Annotated in this window: 8 protein-coding genes; 5 read left to right on the forward strand and 3 right to left on the reverse strand. The window is 55.8% G+C overall.

What is annotated here, in order from left to right:
• Positions 1 to 137: 137 nt before the first annotated feature.
• Positions 138 to 647: a hypothetical protein gene (locus ABD971_RS24550; protein ID WP_345326459.1), complete on the reverse strand. Its 510-nt coding sequence runs from the start codon at positions 645 to 647 to the stop codon at positions 138 to 140.
• A 197-nt stretch (positions 648 to 844) separates the two neighbouring features.
• Here ABD971_RS24550 and ABD971_RS24555 point away from each other — a divergent pair, with 197 nt between their 5' ends.
• Entirely contained in the window at positions 845 to 2,188 is a 1,344-nt protein-coding gene (locus ABD971_RS24555; RefSeq protein ID WP_345326462.1) for an integron integrase, read from the forward strand.
• Between the two features lie 2,343 nt (positions 2,189 to 4,531).
• Here the strand turns inward: ABD971_RS24555 and ABD971_RS24560 are convergent.
• Positions 4,532 to 6,619, reverse strand: a complete 2,088-nt coding sequence (locus ABD971_RS24560) for a vWA domain-containing protein (protein ID WP_345326464.1) — start codon at positions 6,617 to 6,619, stop codon at positions 4,532 to 4,534.
• Between the two features lie 188 nt (positions 6,620 to 6,807).
• Between ABD971_RS24560 and ABD971_RS24565 the strand changes: the two genes are divergently transcribed.
• The 3 genes from ABD971_RS24565 (at position 6,808) to ABD971_RS24575 (ending at position 14,314) form a co-directional block, all read left to right on the forward strand.
• Positions 6,808 to 10,515, forward strand: a complete 3,708-nt coding sequence (locus tag ABD971_RS24565) for a caspase family protein (RefSeq protein WP_345326466.1) — start codon at positions 6,808 to 6,810, stop codon at positions 10,513 to 10,515.
• 250 nt (positions 10,516 to 10,765) lie between these two features.
• Positions 10,766 to 12,472 (forward strand): hypothetical protein, encoded by a 1,707-nt coding sequence (locus tag ABD971_RS24570; protein WP_345326468.1) that lies wholly within the window; start codon positions 10,766 to 10,768, stop codon positions 12,470 to 12,472.
• 189 nt (positions 12,473 to 12,661) lie between these two features.
• Positions 12,662 to 14,314: a hypothetical protein gene (locus tag ABD971_RS24575; protein WP_345326470.1), complete on the forward strand. Its 1,653-nt coding sequence runs from the start codon at positions 12,662 to 12,664 to the stop codon at positions 14,312 to 14,314.
• A gap of 11 nt (positions 14,315 to 14,325) precedes the next feature.
• Here ABD971_RS24575 and ABD971_RS24580 read toward each other — a convergent pair whose 3' ends face one another.
• Positions 14,326 to 18,729: an FG-GAP-like repeat-containing protein gene (locus ABD971_RS24580; protein WP_345326472.1), complete on the reverse strand. Its 4,404-nt coding sequence runs from the start codon at positions 18,727 to 18,729 to the stop codon at positions 14,326 to 14,328.
• A 162-nt stretch (positions 18,730 to 18,891) separates the two neighbouring features.
• On the opposite strand from ABD971_RS24580, the gene ABD971_RS24585 reads away from it, so the two are divergent.
• Positions 18,892 to 20,775 (forward strand): adenylate/guanylate cyclase domain-containing protein, encoded by a 1,884-nt coding sequence (locus tag ABD971_RS24585; protein WP_345326474.1) that lies wholly within the window; start codon positions 18,892 to 18,894, stop codon positions 20,773 to 20,775.
• Positions 20,776 to 20,787: the final 12 nt, after the last annotated feature.

The following is a 20,787-nucleotide window of genomic DNA, read 5'->3' on the forward strand; positions in this document are numbered from 1 at the left end:
ATCGCACGCGCACCGTCAGGCACCCTGGATCGACCGCGCAACTTTTGCGTCCGGTAACGCTGGAATTCACGGGGTGGCGGCAATTGATCATCCACTTCAAAACGCACGGCCACCGCCACTCCCGTGCAATTCTCTGGTTACCCGTCTTCTTGCGCAGATGGGAAAGGCGGTGGACGAAACGAACCATCGTCCGGTGAAGGTGGGGTCGGGTTCTCTGGAAATCCAGGTGCATCGGGGAGTCCATATTGAGTTAAACGACCTCCGCCAAGCTCCGGAAGACCGACCCTTGGTTGCGTGGATTCGGAAAGCTGAAAAACTGCCTTACTGGCAAGGTGTTTTGCAATCGTGTATCGATAGATCAGCTTTCCCCTTACTCTGGTCGTTGGCGCTACAGATACGCTGAGGAGCGTTTTCGTGCCGTCTCGTATCGTGAGATTCCCGTTTCTGCGTATCTCGTAGCTCTCGTCTTTCGGAGTTGAGATGATCGACGAATCACGAGTGATGGTGAATGTAAGCGTTTCATTCCCATTGTCATTCACGGTGAACGTGTTGTCGTTCGGCGTTACGCGCTGAAAAAGCGTTGCTCCTTTGGCGACACTGCTCAGCAACACTGTGTAGAGCAAGGCAACAATTGTCGTGTAACGCATTGCTTTGTCTTGGTTCAGGGAAATGAAGTCTTCAGTCGGGTAACTATCTTTTTAACCCCGGGTCAGTCGGGTGATATAATCGAATTCGACCTTATATCACTCGGTGAGTCAAGTGATTTGGGTTATATCACTCGATAGCATCATGAGTCGAGTGATATAGGGTTTTATCACTCGAGAGCATCGAGGAGTCGACGAGCATGTCGGTGTTGAAATTTGAGGAAAAAGTGCTGTCCCATAGCGGACTTTCGGAAAACGATCGAACCTGGTTCCCGCGGTGGATACGCCGCTACGCACTTGCCCAGCGCGGCGGTGTTGACGATGACCTGTCCGTGAATCGGCATTCGGTGTTGTCATTCTCGAGGACATTGCTAGCAAGTGGTGCTCCGGCATGGCAACGCTGGCAGGCCGTGCGAGCGGTGGAATGTTACCGCGATTTAATATTGGCTCGCAGCGAGCCAGATTTGTCGGACGTGGTTCTGACGTTGGCTCAGCTGGGCAAACGCGAACGCAACATTGAACTGGATGCACCGCCGACCGAAGAGGAATTGGCCAAATTGCGTGGCAAAGTGAATCGCAACGAGCCCATCTTGATTCAGCGAATGCGTGGCGACATGCGAGTGCTGCATTACGCGATGGCAACCGAGCGAGCTTACGTTCGTTGGGTGAAGCGGTTCAGCTACCATGTCGGTTCGCAAGATTTGCAGTCGTTTGGCGAACTGGACATCGGTTCCTTCTTGACGTCATTGGCCGTGGAAAACAAGGTGGCTGCGAGCACGCAGAGCCAAGCTCAATCAGGGCTCATGTTTTTCTATCAGTGCGTCTTAGGAAAAAGGCTGGGAGTCATCATTTCGACGCGCGTCAGGCCAAGCGAGTCGATTCCCGTTTGGTTTAGCCGAGGCGAAATTGAGCGATTACTTGAGCAGTTAGTCGGAGTTCACCGGTTGATGTTTCTGTTGATCTATGGGGCTGGGTTGCGACATAAGGAGTGTCGTCGCTTGCGGATCAAGGACGTTTGCTTTGACGAGGGGCATATTATTGTTCGCGATGGCAAGGGTAACAAGGACCGCATTACGTTCTTGCCCGAACAAGCGATACCGGAGTTACGTCAACAAATCGAAGTGGCCAAGCGGTTTCATCGGCTGGATGTCGAGGAAGGGTTTGCGCAGGTTTACCTGCCGCACGCTTTGGCCAAAAAATACCCCAATGCGTGCCAGGATGCGGCTTGGAAGTGGGTGTTTCCTTCACGGCAGCGAAATCGAGACAAGCGGTCTGGGACAGTATGGCGACATCACATTGCCGAAGAGCAATTTGCGGTGGCGCTGAAAGTGGCACTTCGCCATGCGAAGATTGACAAGAATGGTGTGCCGCACTCGCTACGGCACAGTTTCGCGACGCATCTCGTCGAATCGGGAACGGATATACAGACGGTTCAGAAGCTGATGGGACATAAGGATGTTGAAACGACGATGCGATATGTACACATCCGTCCGACGCTTGGAAAAACCGTTAAAAGCCCCGTGGATACGTTGGGCGATTCCTGAGCCATTGGTAACGGTCAGCGTCCAGGACCGCCTGAGGACGGGAAACGTTATGAATGTTGCATGAGGTTGCACCTTCGGTTGCCTGGGGAACACGTTAAAAGTCCGCCCCAGCGATTGAAGAATCGGATTATTGGCGATCCACGCGGCTGTTGCAAGCGAATTCTCTGAGAAATTTTTTCTCGCCGCTAGGTCTTGAAGACGATGGTGGTCGTTTGCAGGCCAGCTGCCGATGAAGATGGTTGATTGGCGGAGCGTGAGGGCCGGTGGAGATTCAAACAAAGCAATGAGTTTCGGCGGAGGTGGAGATTGCGAGGGAGGGGGAGAGATTAAAAAGTGTAAATTTTAAAATGGATGTAGATTACGGCTGGACGCCAGTGGGGGAAATCGTTGAACAGGAGATAAGGGAGGCAACGGTGAAAGCGGTGGCTTGTGACTCTGTTTCCTCTGCTTGCTCCTGTTCAAATTGATCTCGCGCAACCAGCGTTTTTGCTGGCGGCGGAGATTTGGTTGCTAGGGTGAGATTAAGATTATGAGTAAGAGTAAGATTAAGAATTCAGTGCGGTGGGATCTTTGACAAGATCCACTACGGGAGGGTGGGGGCTAGTGGGACCGGACGCGGAATTGATGCGAGGGGCGAGTGAGCCCGAGGCAGGCCCTCACCCGGACGAGGCCTGAAGGGCCCGTCCGACCTCTCCCGTGCTGCGCTCGGGAGAGGTGGCTGAAGGTGGCAGAAGGAGGCGGTGAACGGGCGATGGACGTAGCGTTTCCTGTCGCCCCTTCCGGGGCTTTCATTCTTGGTTTGTTCCGTTACCCACGGCTCACGCCGTGGGCTACATCATGCCGTCACTGCCGGGACTTGGTGATGCTGGTTGTCGCGATTATTGCTGGCTGCGATTGCTAATCGCTTGCAGCGAAGTGGAGGCGGGTGGAAGAATTGAAAAAGTCAAATTGACAATTGCAAATTTAAAAATGGAAGAGCGTGGATCGACGGGAAAGGCGTCTCTGAAAACAACTGAACAGAAGAGAAGGGAGGGAACGGAGAAAGCGGTGGTTTGTGACTCTGTTTCCTCTGTTTGCTCCTGTTCAAATTGGTCCGAGCAACCGGCGTTCTTGTTTGGCGACGGAGATTTGGTTGCTCGGACGAGATTAAGATTATGAGTAAGAGTAAGATTAAGAATTCAGGGGGGGGCGGGATCTTTAGCAAGATCCACTACGGGAGGGTGGGGCTAGACGGACCGGACGCGGAATTGATGGGCGGTGCGAGTGAGCCCGAGACAGGCCCTCACCCGGACGAGGCCTGAAGGGCCCGTCCGACCTCTCCCGTGCTGCGCTCGGGAGAGGTGGCAGAAGGAGGCACAAGGAGGCGGTGAACGGGCGATGGACGTAGCGTTTCCTGTCGCCCCTTCGGGGCTTTCCATTCTTGGTTTGTTCCGTTACCCACGGCTCACGCCGTGGGCTATACGCTGTCGTCCCTTTCGGGGCTTGGTGATGATGATTGACGCGATTATTGCTGGCTGCGATTGCTAATCACTTGCAGCGATGCTGAGGCGGGTGGAAGAATTGAAAAGGGTTAATTGACAATTGCAAATTTAAAAATGGAAGGGCGTGGATCGGCGGGAAAGGCGTCTCTGAAGACGATTGAACAGGAGACAAGGGAGGGAACGGAGAAAGCGATGATTTGTGACTCTGTTTCCTCTGTTTGCTCCTGTTCAAATTGTCCGCGCAATCAATCCTTGCGTCTGCGACGGGGGCAGCTGCCGTGATGCGGAGTCAAAGTCGAATGGTTCGGCGGAGAGTGATTGACGGTCGTTTTGGGGCGGGATCTTTAGCAAGATCCACTACGGGAGGGTGGGGCTAGACGGAGCGGCCGAGGAATTGATGGGCGGGGCGAGTGAGATGGAGGCAGGCCCTCACCCGGACGAGGCCTTGAGGGCCCGTCCGACCTCTCCCGTGCTGCGCTCGGGAGAGGTGGCAGAAGGAGAATACGTGACTTTTGACTCTGTTGCCTCTGTTTGCTCCTGTTCAAATAAGTCCGCGCAATTGTTGCTTGCGTTTGCGGCGGGGAGCAGCTGCCGTGATGTGGAGTTGTGATTGAATGTGTTCGGCGGAGAGTGATTGACGGTCGTTTTGGGGCGGGATCTTTAGCAAGATCCACTGCGGGAGGGTGGGGCTAGTGGGACCGGACGCGGAATTGATGCGCGGGGCGAGTGAGCCCGAGGCAGGCCCTCACCCGGACGAGGCCTAAAGGGGCCCGTCCGACCTCTCCCGTGCTGCGCACAGGGAGTGGTGGCAGATGGAGGCGGTGACCAGTGACACTCGTGCTGGCTTCCCTGCCTCTTGCTTCTAAACCTCGTCCCACTTGCTCATTTGCACGTGGATCGTCGGCAGGTAATCATGCTCGGTCTGGCCGCTCGCTTCGTCCCATCGCAACCACTGCTTTAACTGTTTCCCTTCGGGAGAGTCGGGCCAGTTCGCGAGGATCTCGATCACATGACGACGCGACTCTTTCAAGTTCGCAAACGAATCCGGCACTCCCCAATCGCCCGCGTAGACACCCGCCAACATCCAGTGTCCTCGCAACTGCGAGGCGGGTGGCATCGCCGGATCCACCAGCAGCTTGTACTGCGTGATCGCGTCCTCGACGTTGCGGTCAACCAACAACGCATAGTCGCCCGCAATTTCTTCGGACAAACTTGTTGCCTCGATCGTCGACCGGTTGCGGTACGCCCGCCGTAACGACGATTTCATCTGAGACATACGGGCCTTTGCTTCATCCAACGCACCTCGCTGATAATCTCGCATCGCTTGATTGAACGCAACGTTCGATAACAACCAATGCCCAAGTGGATTTCGCGGCTCGGCTTCCACCGCCGCACGCGCCGATGCTTCGGCCGTTTTCAATAACTCGATCGACTCGTCACTGTCGCCTGCGAAGGCCAACGACTGCTCAAGTGCCTCGAGCGCCGCCAACAACTCGGACGACGTGGCGGCCGTTTCGGCGATCGGAGACTGCAACATCGCTTTGGTCGCACTGCCCATCGCATGGTTCGCCAATCGAGCCAGGATGGGATCGCGTGAGGGATCTTTGCTGGCGGCCGTCAGGATCACATTGGCGACTTGTCCATAGTCGCCATCAAAAGCGACTTGGATCACCGCTTCGCCATCACGACGTCGATAGGCCGCGGTTTGAACCTGTTGAGTCTGCGGCGCGACCGACCCCCACACGACGTAGTCCGCGCGTAGCCGTCCCGCAAGTCCACGGATCGCTTGCGTGTGCGTCATCCCCTCAGCACGCAAACGACGCAATTGACGCTGGATATCAATCGTGCTGACCACACGGACGCCGGGCAAGGAGGCAAACCGGTGGCGAATCGCGGTGGCCACTTGAACCGACGATCGATCGGGATCGAAACGAATCCCTTCCAACGGTTCATGAGGCACCACCGCGATGCTGACGTTCGTCGCCGCAGCAGGCGAAGCATCGGTCGCGGCGACCGGGTCCTCCTGGCGACGCGCCGCGGCGAGATCAAACGCATTGATCGGATCTAATTTGGCATATTGAATCTCAGGCCGCTTGCCCGCTTCGATCAACGCGGTTTGGATCGCCGGGTACGACAAATCCAACATCACGCCACTGGATTGTGACGCAAGTTCACTCATGAATTCACGCGTTTGATCCACCACCTGCTGATAGGGTTGGACGTTGTCGTCGCTGCTGGTGCAAAGAATACAATTAATCTGGATTCCGCGTTTGCGGGCGAGCGAAACCAACAGCTCGTTGGTGAAACGGCGATGGGCCCCCGGGTACTTTGCGTCGCGGAATGTCACTGAATAAGGAGGCGCATCAGCGAACAACATTATCCATTTGACCACGTCGGGGCTGTCCGACCATGGCAATTGCGTGATCGCAGTGTGCAGTCCCACGTCGGGGAGCTCATGAAAGAAGGGCTCGCCCGATTCGGGATGCAGCGACTCGACCGCCTTGTCAATGGCCGCCTTATCCGCTGTGAACGTTGGCAAAACGATACTGACTTCGCCCGATGGAGAACCATAATCACGATAGACAACGATCGAAGCCCGCACTTGGCCTTTGCGAAAACGCCGTAGGTCATCGAGCATGCGGTCGATCGAACCACGCACTCCGGCGAGTTCCGCCGACATCGAATTGGTGCCGTCAATGACCAATGCCACCTCCAGCTCGCCTTCGTCACCACCAGCCATCTCTAAGAAATTTCGTTGCAGCAATCCCATCGTTTTCCGCTGAGGCACATCGAGCGGCGAAAACATCGTCGAGATCGCCAGCGATGCGGGGGTCGTGGAAGTCGGCGGGGCAGGGGAGGGCGGCTGAGCCAACGCCGGGCGTGCAGGATCAATCACCACAAGCAGCATCAGTGCGCAAACGCCAACGAACAACCAACGAGAGAGTTTCATCAATATCCTTTTCGATTCCAACATGGCTCGTTTTCCCGAGTCGTAGATTTGCTGAGTCGTCGTTTTCAAAACGACTCAATGGGGACGCTGCGTTTTTTCACAGTCAATCCAAGGCAATAAAGTTCGTAACCCGCTATCATGATAGTCCACAGCCATGTTTGGCGGGTCGAAGGGGAAAGTAAAAATATATGACAAGTGCACCGCGTGAAATTTGCATCCGTTGGGGTGCGTTGCTATTGCTAGGGATCGCCAGCGGTGCGAATGCGTCTGCGCAACTGCCCAACGAGCAGACGCTGCCAGGTAAAGGGACGCAGTCGAGCGAATTGCCGACGGAATCCACGCTGCCCGGTGCTTCGCCCAACGGTCCCGCGACGCTCGACCAACTGCCTGGGGAGAGCCAATTGCCTGGAATCGCAACCGATCCGCAAGACTCGGCCCCCCAAGCAATCGATGGCGGCAATGCACTTCCCGGTGGAATCCAGCCCATTCTGCGACTCGATTACAACGGTCACAGCGGAGGCATTCTAGCGATCGAATTGGCAAATTCGCCGAACACGGCCAGTGATACCGCAAACAGTGAGACCGAAAAAAACGAAGCGGGCAAAACCAACGCGTCAAATGACCAAACGCTGCTCACTGCGGGTGAAGACAAAGACTTGCACGTTTGGCGTCGCTCGCCGTTAGGAGATCATCCCTGGAAACATCATCGCACGATTCGTTGGCAGGTTCAACGAGGCCCTCGCGGCCGCATCTACGCCTTGGCCGCCAACGGCAACCAAATTGCGATGGCCGGACACGGTGCGATGGGATCGCTTGGCGAAATTTGGATCGTTGATGCAATCAGCGGAAAATTGGTGCGACCGCTGGTGGATTTCAGCGCAGGTCATCGCCAAGTCGTGGCCTCGCTCGCTTGGTCACCGGGCAATGTCGATGCTGACTCAGCCGAAACGAAATCGGCAGTCTTGGCGTCGCACGATGTCGAAGGCCGAGTGATGACATGGCAATCCGATCAGGACACTGGATTGTGGTCGGGGAAAACGGTGATCCAGCCAGATTCGATTGTCTATGGTGCGGAAATCGCTGGCCAAATCCGTAGCTCACGCGGCTTTGTTCCCGTGACGTTTCGTGGTGACAACGAATTGGTGGTGGCCCACTTCACAGGCCTCACCGAAACCGAAAAAGAAATCGTTGCTCCTACTTGGCAGCTGCAACGCGTTGACCGATTCTCTGGCAAAACCCGTTTGTTAGAGCAAACATCCTTCACGTATCACGTCCGCTGTATCGCGGCCTCGAGCGATGGTCGGTCACTGGTCGCTGCAGGCGCCGATGGTACGCTCGCGGTTTGGGATTTCGATGACAAACAAACGGTAACACGGCATCGTCATATCAAAATTGGCGGTCGACCTCTGTTTGTCGACCTTGATGTTTCACATCAACGCCTCTTGGTGGGCACGGACTTGGCAGGAATGCGAAAAGGACAAACCGTGTCGCGACTGCAGCTTTGGGATCTCAGCGGCGACACCCTGATCCTTCGCTCGGAAACCTATCCCCCCACCGCAATCCCCACCGGTCGCATCGACGTTCCGAAAAACCAAGCCATCGTCGCGGTGAACAGCGAAATCCATCTCTATGACATCGACGACGAAGGACGCATTGCTGCGGAGCCTAGCGAAGTGTTGAATTCGCCTGCGATGCCAATTTCGCACGTTGCATTCGCCAAAGAAACATCGCCCTACACGATTGCCTTGACGCGGGGCGACTCGAAAGATTTCACTGATGTGTTTGATTTGTCGGGAATTTCGCTGAAGGGCGACGCGGAGATCAATCCGGACGATTACCTTCCCAACCAACGTCTCCCCAACCGCTGGACCGTTCGCACCGAAGACCAGCAGAACGGAGAGCGTCGTTATCGGCTGTATCGCGATGAGCAACCGTTAGGCTTGTTGCCGCTGATACCCGATACCCACGGGGCGGTTTCTGCCATCAGCACGATTGATGCAAAACAGGCGGGCACGGCAGTCGTGGTCGGCACAAAAGGGCGAAACATTTTGTACGTTTACGCGTGTGATGAATCGGATCCACCGCGATTGATTCGTCAGTTTCGTGGACACTCCGGCGGCGTGCGATGGATCTCCGCTTCGGGTGACACGCGTTTTCTGGCAACCGGCTCGGACGACGCAACGATTGGAATATGGAATCTCGAGAATTTGTTCACCGATTCGGAAAGCATTAACCGCTGGGGTGCCGAATTCGAAATCGAAGATGGAAGACTGATCGCCACGTCGGTGCGTGAGGCAGGACCGCTGTACTTTCGTGGTGTTCGCGAAGGAGACACGTTATCGTCGATCGGATGGGCCGATGCGGTGGGTGATGTGCAAGAAACATCGGATGCTGTCGAAGTTCAAGCGGCATTGTTATCACTGCCGTTTGACACTTTGGTCCAATTTCGCTTTGTGCGTTTGGGACGTGCCTTGGAAACCGTCTCAAGCTTTCCCGCGTGGCGTCCGCTCGCGACGCTACTTGTCGACCGAGACCGCGAATGGGCGATGTGGACACCGGCGGGTTACTACGATGCCTCGTTCAATGGACACCAACGATTTGGTTGGCAGGTCAATCGCGGCGTGCAGCAATTGCCTGATTTCTTTCGTGCCGCCCAGTTTCGCAAAACACTCGAGCGGCCTGATGTAATCCGGCGATTGTTGGAAACCGGCAGTCTGCCTGCGGCGATGCGTCGCTCGCTCAGCCGCATCGATCCGCCCGTAGGGGACGCTTCGATCGTAAACCAATACCTGACGAAACCTCACATCGAATTGATTTCGCCGCAAGCTGGTGAGCTTGTCCGAGGTGATGAACTTGTCGTTCGCGCCGACTTCCGCATTCCGCTGGGGACTCGCCTTGTCGATCCCAAGGCGTTCATCAGTGGTGTCCCCTCGACGGCGAAACGACAAGTTTCGGACCAAGTCGACGAAGCGAGTGGGATTCGCACCGTGGGATACGAGTGGACCTTTCGTGTGCCGAGTGATCCTCAGTTGCAGCTCGAGGTGATCGCCGCGACCGACACCGATGCGATCGATCGCGTATTGATTCGACTGCCTCATGAACGCACGGAACCGCCGAAGCGAAAGCCGCAAATGCATCTGCTGGCGATTGGCGTGGGCAGTTACAGCGACCCGCAAATTCAATCACTCGACTTTGCCGCCGGAGCCACGACCGCCGTTGCCGATACGCTGCGCGATGCGGCGGGATCCTTGTACAACGTCACCACGGAACAATTGGTCGATGACCAGGCGACTCGGCCGCTTTGGAAAATTTATGCATCCGAGGCAGTCAAGCAGTTATCCGAGACGATTTCGCCCGACGATTTGGTCGTCATGTATTTGTGTGGTCATGGGCTGCATGATCGGCGGAACGACCAGTGGTACTTCGTCACTCATGATGCCGATTATCGTGAATTGATGAACGACCAATACGCCAATTGTTTGTCGTTCGAGGATCTGTCGCTATTGGCGGCGCTGCCATGCCGCAAGCTCGCGATTCTCGATTCCTGTCACAGCGGTGCAGTGCAATCGGCGATGCGAGTGGACGATCTAAAGAGTGCGCTGCGTTGGTTACAAAACGATGTCGTGATCACGATCACGGCCAGTGAAGGGGACGAAGAAGCGGCCGAAGTGGTCGAGTCGCGATTGGGTCGTTTCACCACCCGTTTGATCGAAGCTTTAAACGGACAAGCCGATGCCGACGGCGACGGCGTGGTCACGCTTGATGAAACGATTGCCTATGTTTCACGAACGGTGGCCGAAGAAAGCCAAGCCGAAGGCATGTCGCAACACCCAACCGCCAGCCCGCCGTACTTGCTAGATCACCTGCGGCTGCCACTGAGTGTGGTGAAACAATAGGGGCACTTTCTTGCGCTCGCTCCGCTACAAAAGTGCGAACTTGGGCAAAATGGGTCCCTTGTTCCTGCATTTCATGGTTAGATGATTCCAATTGCATCAATTGGACGATTTATTCTAAACGTATCGAAAGGGGGGTGCGGCGACTCCGTGTCGACGCTGTCGAGCTGCCAATCCTAAATTCGATGTCGCGCGAGGAAAAAGCGGTCGCTCTGGCCACACCGACCAATCTTAGATGTAACGATACAAACTTATGACTGCGATCCTAAATCCCCTAAAACGCCACCGTGCAGCGGCATCTTCGAATGGTTTGCGATGGGTGGGCGTATGCGTGATCTGGATCGCATGCGGAATCAGCACCAGCATGGCTCAGGTGCCACAGTCGCCTGGTGCCCCATTTCCTCAAGGATCGTTTCCTCAAGGACCGGGGGCAGGGAATTTCGCTGGCGACACACCGCCCGGAATTGCTCAACCGCCCGGTGCCACTCAACAGCCCGGTACCACTCAACCGCCCGGAGTCGCTCAACCTCTCGATCCGCTGCAGGATTTTGGCGGACCGGCTGGAGGCGATTTTGATGCATCCCAGTTTGACAACAATCCAGGATTCTCGGACTTTGGAGCCACGCGAGGTTCGTATTCGTTCGATCCGACGATCATTGGCGACTTCTTTGGCGGCGGTTTCTCGAGCTTCCAAGGCACGCAAACGGTCACGTTTAATCAATTGTTGCCGGGTAATATTCAGTCCGGCGGAGCCGGTTTGCCCAACTCGGTCATCGCGTTTGAAGTCGGCGGCGACTTTCCCCACGACGATATCTTCACCACGGGCACGGGCTTTGACAGTTCCGGAAACGGCAGCATCGACACCTTCTTTCTGGCCGAGCCGCTACCGACATCCGATGCTCCAACGTCTCCCGGTCCCGGATTCGTCTTTGACCCTAGCACGGCAACCGCGGTCCACGCGGGCGGTGCTGCAAATCCTCCGCCGGGAACTCCCATCATTTACACCGATGGCGACAACTGGTTTGTCACCTACCAATACAACGGCGCGGTGGGCGGAAATCACGCCGAGTCGATCCCTGTCCCTGGGCCGGGCGTTTCCACACGACGCGTCAAGGTCGCAGAAAACTTTTCACCCGTCGTTCGTCATCGTGCCTACCTGAACTACAACTTTTTCAACGACGCTTTTGGTGGCCTCGGCGACATCAGCCGTTACACGCTCGGGATCGAACATGTTCTGCTACAGGATCTGATCTCGGTCGAAGTCCGATTGCCGACTGCTGCCACCTACGGCAGCACCCAAACACTCGGAACGCGGCAAGATCGCAACTTTGAAATCGGAAATCTGACGATCATCCCCAAAGGCGTTCTACTGTACGACCGCAACTATGTCTGGAGTGCGGGGGTTGGCGTCAGCGTGCCGACGGCCGACGACACTCGGCTGCGTAGCAACGGACAAGACCTGTTGGTGGTTGAAAACGAAAGCGTTCACTTGCTGCCGTTCACCGGTTTGATGTACCGCTACAGCGACGACCTTAGCTTCCAAAGTTATATGCAACTGGATATCGCGGCCAACGGCGACCCGATTCGCGGCAATCGCGTCGGCGACACGCTTCCACAGATCGGTAAGTTCAACGATTCGACCTTGATGCATCTTGACATTGCCGCAACAAAGTCGATTTATCGAAATCGCAACCGCAACTCAGGTTTCATCCAGCAAGCTCTCTTTAACACCGAGTTGCACTACACAGCGACACTGCAAGATTCCGACGTGGTTTCTGCTGGCGGGCTCCGCTACGCCAACCTGGCCAACCACTTTAACATCGTCAACGCAACCGCAGGTTTACACCTCGTCCTTAGCGACAAATTAGTGGTGACCCCCGCAATGTCGATTCCACTGCGTGACGGGCTGGACGAACAGTTTGATTACGAAGCGATGGTGCAGATCAACTATTTGCCGTAGCAATGGGGAAGCCCCGAGATGGGGAAGGCCCGAGATGGGGAAGGCCCGACAAAGATTGCTGCGTCGGGACGTCGCAAACACGTTCGCACCGCTTGATCGAAAGTCTTGGCAATTTTCGCTACGTGTGGGAGCGCTCGGATGACGAAGACGAACTGTACCATCCATCATTGACTGCAACCCCACGAATCGATGCCGCTGTTCTCTAATCCTGCCCCACGTCAACGCAAAGCGTCGCACTGGATCGCCTTGCCGATGACAGTCGCATTGATCTTTGCCGGCGAATGCGGTGCTCAGGGGATCGTCGCCCAAGCACCTCCGACTCTCGACCTTCCCACCGCAGAAGCAGGCAGTAACGCAGGCAACGATTCAGGCAATGCACAACCTGAACAAGTGCAACCGCTGGCCCCGCTTCCCGACTTTAGTGCCCCGACTGCGGGCGACTTTGATTCGTCGCAATTTGATGCCAATCCAGGATTCTCGGACTTTGGAGCCACGCGAGGTTCGTATTCGTTCGATCCCACGATCATTGGCGACTTCTTTGGAGGCGGTTTCTCGAGCTTCCAAGGCACTCAAACAATCACGTTCTCTCATCTGTTGCCCGGAAATATTCAGCCCGGTGGCAGTCCCGGTTCCCCCAACTCGATCATCGCGTTCGAAGCTGGCAACGACGTACCTCACAACGACATCTTCACTACCGGCACCGGCTTCGACAGCTCAGGCAACGGCTCCATCGACACCTTCTTTCTGACCGAACCGCTACCCACCTCGGACACTCCAACCTCGCCGGGGCCCGGATTCGTGTTCGACCCGAGCACGGCGACGGCCGTTCATAGTGCCGGCGCGGCGAACCCGCCTTCGCAGAACGATTCACCAGCCATTTACTTCGACGGCGACAAGTGGTTTGTCACTTACAGTTACACTGGCGAAGTCAGTGGAACCGGCACGACATCGATTCCCGTTCCCGGTCCTGGCGTTTCCACACGACGCGTCAAAGTCGCCGAGAACTTTTCTCCCGCGATTCGTCATCGCATCTATCTAAACTACAGCTTTTTCAATGATGCCTTCGGTGGCCTCGGTGACATCAGCCGCTACACGCTGGGAGTCGAGAAGGTTTTGTTTGAGGATCTGTTCTCGGTTGAATTTCGCTTGCCAACCGCTGCCACCTACGGCAGCACGCAAACCTTAGGAGCACGGCAAGACCGCAACTTTGAGATCGGAAATCTGACGATCATTCCCAAAGCGTTGCTGAGTTTTAGTGATCACTACATTTGGAGTGCAGGGCTTGGCATCAGCGTCCCTACCGCCGATGACACTCGGCTGCGTAGCAGCAGCGGGCAAGACTTGTTGGTCGTCGAAAACGAAAGCGTCCACTTGTTGCCGTTCTCAGGATTGCTTTACCGAGTGAGCGAAGACGTTACGTTGCAAACCTACATACAACTTGACATCGCTGCCAACGGAGATCCCATTCGCGGGAACCGGATCAACAACACCCTTCCGGTGATTGGCAAATTCACGGATTCGACGTTAATGCATCTCGATGTGGCCGCGACACGGTCGATCTATCGCAACGGGAACCCCAACGCGGGTTGGATTCAACAAGCGTTGCTAAACACCGAGTTGCACTACACCGCGACGCTGCAAGAATCGGACGTCGTCACCGCGGGCGGACTTCGCTACAGCAATTTGGCCAACCACTTTAACATCGTTAACGCCACCGCCGGCATCCACTTGCTCGTCAATGACAAATGCGTGGTAACCCCGGCAATCTCGATACCACTTCGTGATGGACTGGACGAACAGTTCGATTACGAAGCGATGGTGCAAATCAACTACATGCCGTAGAAGCGGGAAAATCAAAACAGCCCCGCTGCGAAGACATCGTCGACCGCCGTCGTCAGCGATTTCTCGTCATCGTCGGTGGCAAACCAAAGGCTCTGCTCGCCTTGGCGAGATTCCATCATTTGCCCACGGTTTTCATTCAGATGATTGATCACCAACAGTGCATCCAGCGGCGACGTGGCACCATCCAAATTGACATCGGTAGCCGCCCGCACGCGGGCCAATGATTCGCCCGCCAATGATTCGCCTTCGGCGCTGCTTTGCCGATTGAGTTGATTGATAATCATCAACGCGTCATTCGCCGTGATTTCGCCACTGGCGTTGACATCCATTCGTGTTTGAGGGCTGAAGCCTGGCGTCACACGAGGGAAGGTGTAGTCGACGCTAACCGAGTTTTGATCGACGACAACCGACTCTTCGGCCACTTGCAATTTCAGCACGGTGACCGTGCTTGGCAACAACGGATCGGGATTATTTCCGCCCACCGAGCGGCGATACAGGTTGGCCACGGCGATCTCATCGACGCCATCTTGGTCGAAATCAGCAACAGTCAAATCGATGGGATTAAAGACATCCTGAATCGATTTAACCAAGCTAAAATTACCAGCCCCATCGCCTACAAAGATCTCAATCACGTCATTGCTGTTGCTGGCGACAACAACATCAAGTTGCGAATCACGATTGAAATCCCCCACAGCAAGCTTGGAAGCCTTGGCTGTCACCGAGGTACTCGAAACGAGGCGAACTTGCCCGCCAACCAACCGCAGGACACGAAGCGTTTGGCGTTGATCCAGTGCCAATATTTCTTGCTGACCATCGCCATCAATATCGGCCAACGTCACATCGACATACTTGCTGGTCAAATTCGCATCGGATTGTCCATCGGCAAGCGGCGAGAAACTGCCATTGCCGTTGTTCAGTAGAATGCTGATCTCACTGCCGCTATCGCCACTGGACGCACCACTTTCAAACGTCGTGTCGTAGCCGATTCCGACGACGACGATATCGTTGTCGCCGTCTCCATCGACATCCCCCGTCGCGATCGATGTGATCTGCGATGCGTTGACCGACAATTCTTGAGGTGCGAAGCGTCCATCGGGCGCGAACAACGTCAATCCGGATTGGCGAAACGACGCGGCAACCACGGTGGGCAAGCCATCACCAAAATCGTCGACCGCAACATCGATCGCGCCGGCAGCGATCGGAAACGAATCATACGAATCGTTGCCAAAGTAGACTTGTCCTCCCTCGCTCGGCAGCCCAATCGCGGCAACCGCGATCAGCGGCGTGTCCGAACTGTTTGCCGAGGCAGGCGGGTAGGCGAAGACCGATTGAGGCCGATTGCCCAGCGTCACTTCACGCATCAGCGATAGGTTTCCACCGACCACATCGATCACGCTAAGCGTTCCCGACAAATCGCTGGCGACGATCATCTCGAGATCGCCGTTGCCGTCGACATCGGCTGCTGTGATCGAACGAGCCAACAATCCTGCGTCCAATTGGCTGCGAATGACTCCGGGGTTATCAGGAATGGTTTGGCAGGTCGCAGGAATTTCCGCCACGATCACCGCTTGACCACTGACCAAGCCCGAAAAGAAGTAATCCCCCAACAAATCGGTTTGCGTCTCTCGCTCGCCCGGATCAAAGGTGCGATCCCCATCGGCATCGATGAACACGCGTCCGCCGACCACGGCTTCGCCACTGTCTTCGCTGCCGTTGCCGTTGGCATCACAATAGACATGGCCGCCGACTCGCGTCGAGAAATTCAAAACCACGGTTCCCGTCGCCGTGTCGATCCCATCACTAAGCGTGTAGGTAAACGAGTCACTCAGCCCAACAAAATTAGGATCGGGAGTGATCGTGATGATGCCTCCGCTTGATACAATGGTCGCACCGGCAACGGTAGTCAGTGGCAAATCAACGATACTGAGGGTTTGATTGGTTTCATTGGCAGCACCGATGAAATCGTTCGCTAACAAATCTGATTCTTGGATGGCGAACACTTGCCGCGTCGCGACATCCACGACATCATTACCGGCAATTGGCGGATCGTTGACAGCGGTGATATTCACACGCACGGTCGCCGAAGCGGTTTGGCCTAACGAATTGCTGACGGTGTAGGTAAAAACGTCGAGTCCAAACTCATCGGCGCGAGGCAGGTAGTTAAGCCCGCTGCCGCCCGCGGCGATCGTCACAGTGCCTCGAGTTGCCGCAGAGACGGTGGTGACCGTCAACGTGCCGGTGGGCAAGTCGTTGGCAAGCACATCGATAAAGGTCAACGGGTCGTCTTCCTGGATCCCCAACGAATTGTCATCGACTGCGGTAACGATAATTGGCGGTGGTGCGAGCCGTTCGAAAGCCCCGATATCGGGAAAGGCTTGGTTATCGCCATCACCGTCTTGAGGCCGCACGGTGCCCCGTGCATCGACCAGCACTTGCGTGTTGCGGGCGGCATCGATCGCTGGACTTTGCGGGCCAATTGCTCGGGTAAAGACCGGCCCGCCATTGTCTTGCAGTGGCCCCAATTGCGGGTCAGTATTGTTCCGATCGCTGGGATCATTGAACCCCATGCTTTGTCCGCTATCGAGATTGCCGCCCAACGAGACGAAGGTGCCCGGTAAAGCAATCCCGTCGCCGCCGGAAAACAGACTCGCCTGGATCGAAATCGGTTCGCCTTGGGCAGCGATATTGGATCCCGAGCTCAGCGATTGATTATCGGCAATGGTCGAAAAGGTGATCGCGTGCTGAACGCCCGGTGCACTCGCGCCCACCGCGATGCCGCCACCTTGCAGCCCTGATTGGTTTCCTGTGATGGTGACGTTGGTCAGATCAAAACCGGCGTTGTCAAACGCGAGCCCACCACCATCGCTTCCCGATTGATTGCCGGCAACGGTCACGCTTGATGCGGTCAAGATCGGATTGCGTTGGTTGCCGAGCAATCCGATACCACCGCCGCGGCCCGCCTGAGCGGTATTGGACGAAATCGTCGAGTCGGTGATCACCAGATCGACATCGGCTGCGCCGATACCGCCAGCTTCGCTCATCGAAACATTGTTGGTGATGGTCGACGCGGTGATCGTCACCTGCTGAGTCACTGAGTTGCTGACCGCGCCGATGGCGCCGGCCCCCGGGGTTTGTGGCGTGGTGGTTTGATTGCCATCGAGGACCGAATCTTCGAGCACCAGATCGACATTCACTAGGGCGATCCCGCCAGCGGTCGGTGCTTCGTTTTGGCGAATATCGGCATTACGAATCGTCACCGTGCGGTTGGTATCAGGATCAGCCAATACCGCAACGGCACCGCCTCCCTGATCAAATTGGTCGCCTTGGCCGAGCACTTGGTTTTGCAAAAAGGTGGTGCCGTCGATGGTACCGCTGTAATCCACTGCTTCCAAACCACCGGCACCCGCGACCGCCGAGTTCGATTCGAACCGACCGCCGCTGATGCCAAACGAAAAATTGCTCAGCGCGTCGCCGAAAAGATACAAGCCTCCGCCGCCCGAATCGGATCCTAACGCTTGGTTCGAAATGAAACTAGAATCGGTCACGGTGACCGATGATCCTTCGAAATAGACGCCGCCTCCCGAGTCGCCTGCTGCATTGTTGGCAACGTCGACGGTGTCCAAGATCAAGGACGAATTAAATCCGCGGACGTTAACGCCTCCGCCGAGCCCGAAATCGGTATCGGAATCTCCGGTGTCATTGTTTTCGATCGTCGAATTACGGATCGTCAGCGTCTGTGGCTGATCCGTGGTCGAAAAATCGATTCCTCCTCCATTACCTGAGGCAATGTTGCGACGGAGGATTGAATTTTCGATCGTCACGTTGACACCGGCTTGGATTGCGCCGCCGGAGGAGGTGAAGCCGGGAAATTGCGAATCTTCATCAGCGCGATTGTCTTGCAGAATCACATCACGCAATACTAACGAACCCGAACCAAAGATATTGATCCCGCCACCGCCGGAACCATCATTTGCAACCCCATTTTGAATCGTCAAATTTTCCATGGTCAACGTGTGGGGAGCACCGCTACCGAAAATATCGAAGCCTCGTGAGACGCCTCCGCCATCGATGACGACCGCATCCGGCCCGTTACCGACACCGACAAAATCGAGATTTTGAGCTTCGAAAAGATCGAAACTGCCAAAATTCGGATCGATATTGTATGTGCCTGCCGCAATCTCGATGCGATCCGGCCCTGGATTGCTGTCCGCGGCCGCAATCGCGCCGCGAATCGAACAGGTTCCGTTTCCAGGCGTCGGAGATGCGGCACAGAAACTGGACTGTGGATCGGTATCGACGAGTGTATCGACGACGAACGTCGCCAGCACGCGACGCGATTCAAGGGACTCGACCAACAGACGGCGGCGTGAACTACGAGCAGCTCGCAGGGCACGACGCACGGAAAAACGGGACATAGATCGTCTCGGGGCTAAAGAGTTCCCGCTAGGATAGGGTATAACGCTATTGTGAAGCTAATCGGTGGGGTAGGATGCTGCAAGTAAATTGCATGTCATCCTGCCGAGATGTCCCCTTTTTCAAAGCATTCTTTTAACCGAAATTCCCGCGAGGTCGTTGTAGTGAAATTTGTTGACGTGATTGTCAAATTGGGAGATGAGACGAACCACGTCTACAAGGCGAGTCTGCCGCTTGAGATCGGCCGGATGGATCATGGCGAAGAATTGCTGCGAACCCAGAATGTCGGCAATGGCAATTTCCGCCTCGCTGTCGCTCCAATCGACATGATCGGCGTTTCGCGGCGCTCGATGCGGGTCGAGGACAATGGCGACGGTGGTCTGCGGCTAGTCAATATTCATTCAACCAACAGTTTCCAGGTCAGCGACGAAAATCTGGTCGTTGGCCCTGGGCAATCGCTTTCGGTATCGGGCAACGTCACCGTCAAATTGCCTCAGCAATTGATGCTGACCTTTACTCTCAAATCGATGAACGCGCCGGTCGAATATGACCGATCCATGCGGACGCTCGAAGCCGTCGAATCGAGCATGACCAACGGCACGCAGGACGCACGTCTTGGCCAACTGAAAAACGAAACGAGCGACAAAAACCCCGCCGCTGTCGCCGTCAGTCTGGTGCGTCAGGCACTGACCGTGGTGCAAAAGGCCGCCGGATCAAACGAATTTTTCGAAGCGGCGGTGCGCGCGGTCGCCAACATGATCGAACTCGACCGCGCCTTCGTGATTTTGTTTGAGAGCGATCACTGGACCGTTCGCTCAATGTTTTCGTTCGAATCAGATTCGTCGATTAACTTCACCGACAGCAAAACGATCGAACCGTTACCCTCGGGCAGCACCCGGCTGCTGGACAATGTGCTGCAGACGAAGAAGACAGTGATCTACGAACCCGATAGCTATCTGCAGACCGCAGGCTCGTCGATGATCAGTCTGGATCGCGCCGTTGCCGCGCCCATGTTCAACAAGGCGGGCGAAGTGATCGGGGTGGTTTATGGCGACCGCCGCGTCGTGGATGACCGCAGCAACGAACCGATCGGCGAACTTGAAGCAACGTTATTAGAAGTCATGGCCAGTGCAGTCGCCTCGGGTTTGGCACGCCAGCACGAGGAATCACTGCGAGCCTCGTTGACTCAGTTCTTCTCGCCCGCGGTGACCGATCGACTCGAGAAAAACGAAAATTTGCTGCTCGGCCGAGACGCTGAGGTGACTGTGTTGTTTTGTGACATTCGTGGCTTCAGTGCCGTATCAAAACGGGTCGGCCCCGCACGCACGATCGAGTGGATCAACGATGTGATGACGGAACTGAGTCAATGTGTGATTGAAACCGATGGCGTTCTGGTCGACTACATCGGCGACGAATTGATGGCAATGTGGGGAGCCCCCGCACAACAACCCGATCACGCCCTGCGTGCGTGTCGTACAGCAAGTCTGATGCTGAAACAAATCGAACCACTTCGTCAGAAGTGGAGTGATATCACCAGCGACCAGTTCGGCTTTGGAATCGGAATCAACACCGGCGTCGCCCAGGTAGGCAATACGGGATCAAAGGTCAAATTTAAATACGGCCCGTTGGGTAACACCGTCAACGTCGCTAGCCGAGTGCAAGGGATGACGAAGGCGTTTGGGGTTCGGGTACTACTGACCTCATCGACACTCGATGAAGTTACGAAGTGCCAAGGGGCAGCAAGCGAGATCGTACTGCAGACACGTCACTTGGCGGACGCTAAACCGCTCGGGATCAACGAGGTCGTGACGTTGTACGAATTAAATCCCGATGCCGACCCTAATTGGCAACAGTTGCGGCTGAGTTATGAAAAGGCGCTGGACTGTTATCACAAAAGTGACCTTGCCGGTGCTGCCAAGGAACTCGCATCGCTGGTCTACAAGAACGCCAACGATACCCCGAGTGTGTTGTTGCTGGGCCGAGTCGTTGACGCATTAACGCACAAGAAAACAGTCGTCGATCCCGTGTTCGTTTTCGATCACAAGTAGTGGGTGAGCCGC

Origin of the sequence: Novipirellula rosea (genome assembly GCF_039541335.1) — a bacterium.
GTDB lineage: Bacteria > Planctomycetota > Planctomycetia > Pirellulales > Pirellulaceae > Novipirellula > Novipirellula rosea.

Excerpts from the sequence above, each read along its gene's own strand:
- ABD971_RS24580 (WP_345326472.1), bottom strand. The coding sequence starts at position 18,729 with ATGTCCCGTTTTTCCGTGCGTCGTGCCCTGCGAGCTGCTCGTAGTTCA.
- ABD971_RS24560 (WP_345326464.1), bottom strand. The coding sequence starts at position 6,619 with ATGAAACTCTCTCGTTGGTTGTTCGTTGGCGTTTGCGCACTGATGCTG.
- ABD971_RS24575 (WP_345326470.1), top strand. The coding sequence starts at position 12,662 with ATGCCGCTGTTCTCTAATCCTGCCCCACGTCAACGCAAAGCGTCGCAC.
- ABD971_RS24555 (WP_345326462.1), top strand. The coding sequence starts at position 845 with ATGTCGGTGTTGAAATTTGAGGAAAAAGTGCTGTCCCATAGCGGACTT.
- ABD971_RS24570 (WP_345326468.1), top strand. The coding sequence starts at position 10,766 with ATGACTGCGATCCTAAATCCCCTAAAACGCCACCGTGCAGCGGCATCT.
- ABD971_RS24550 (WP_345326459.1), bottom strand. The coding sequence starts at position 647 with ATGCGTTACACGACAATTGTTGCCTTGCTCTACACAGTGTTGCTGAGC.
- ABD971_RS24565 (WP_345326466.1), top strand. The coding sequence starts at position 6,808 with ATGACAAGTGCACCGCGTGAAATTTGCATCCGTTGGGGTGCGTTGCTA.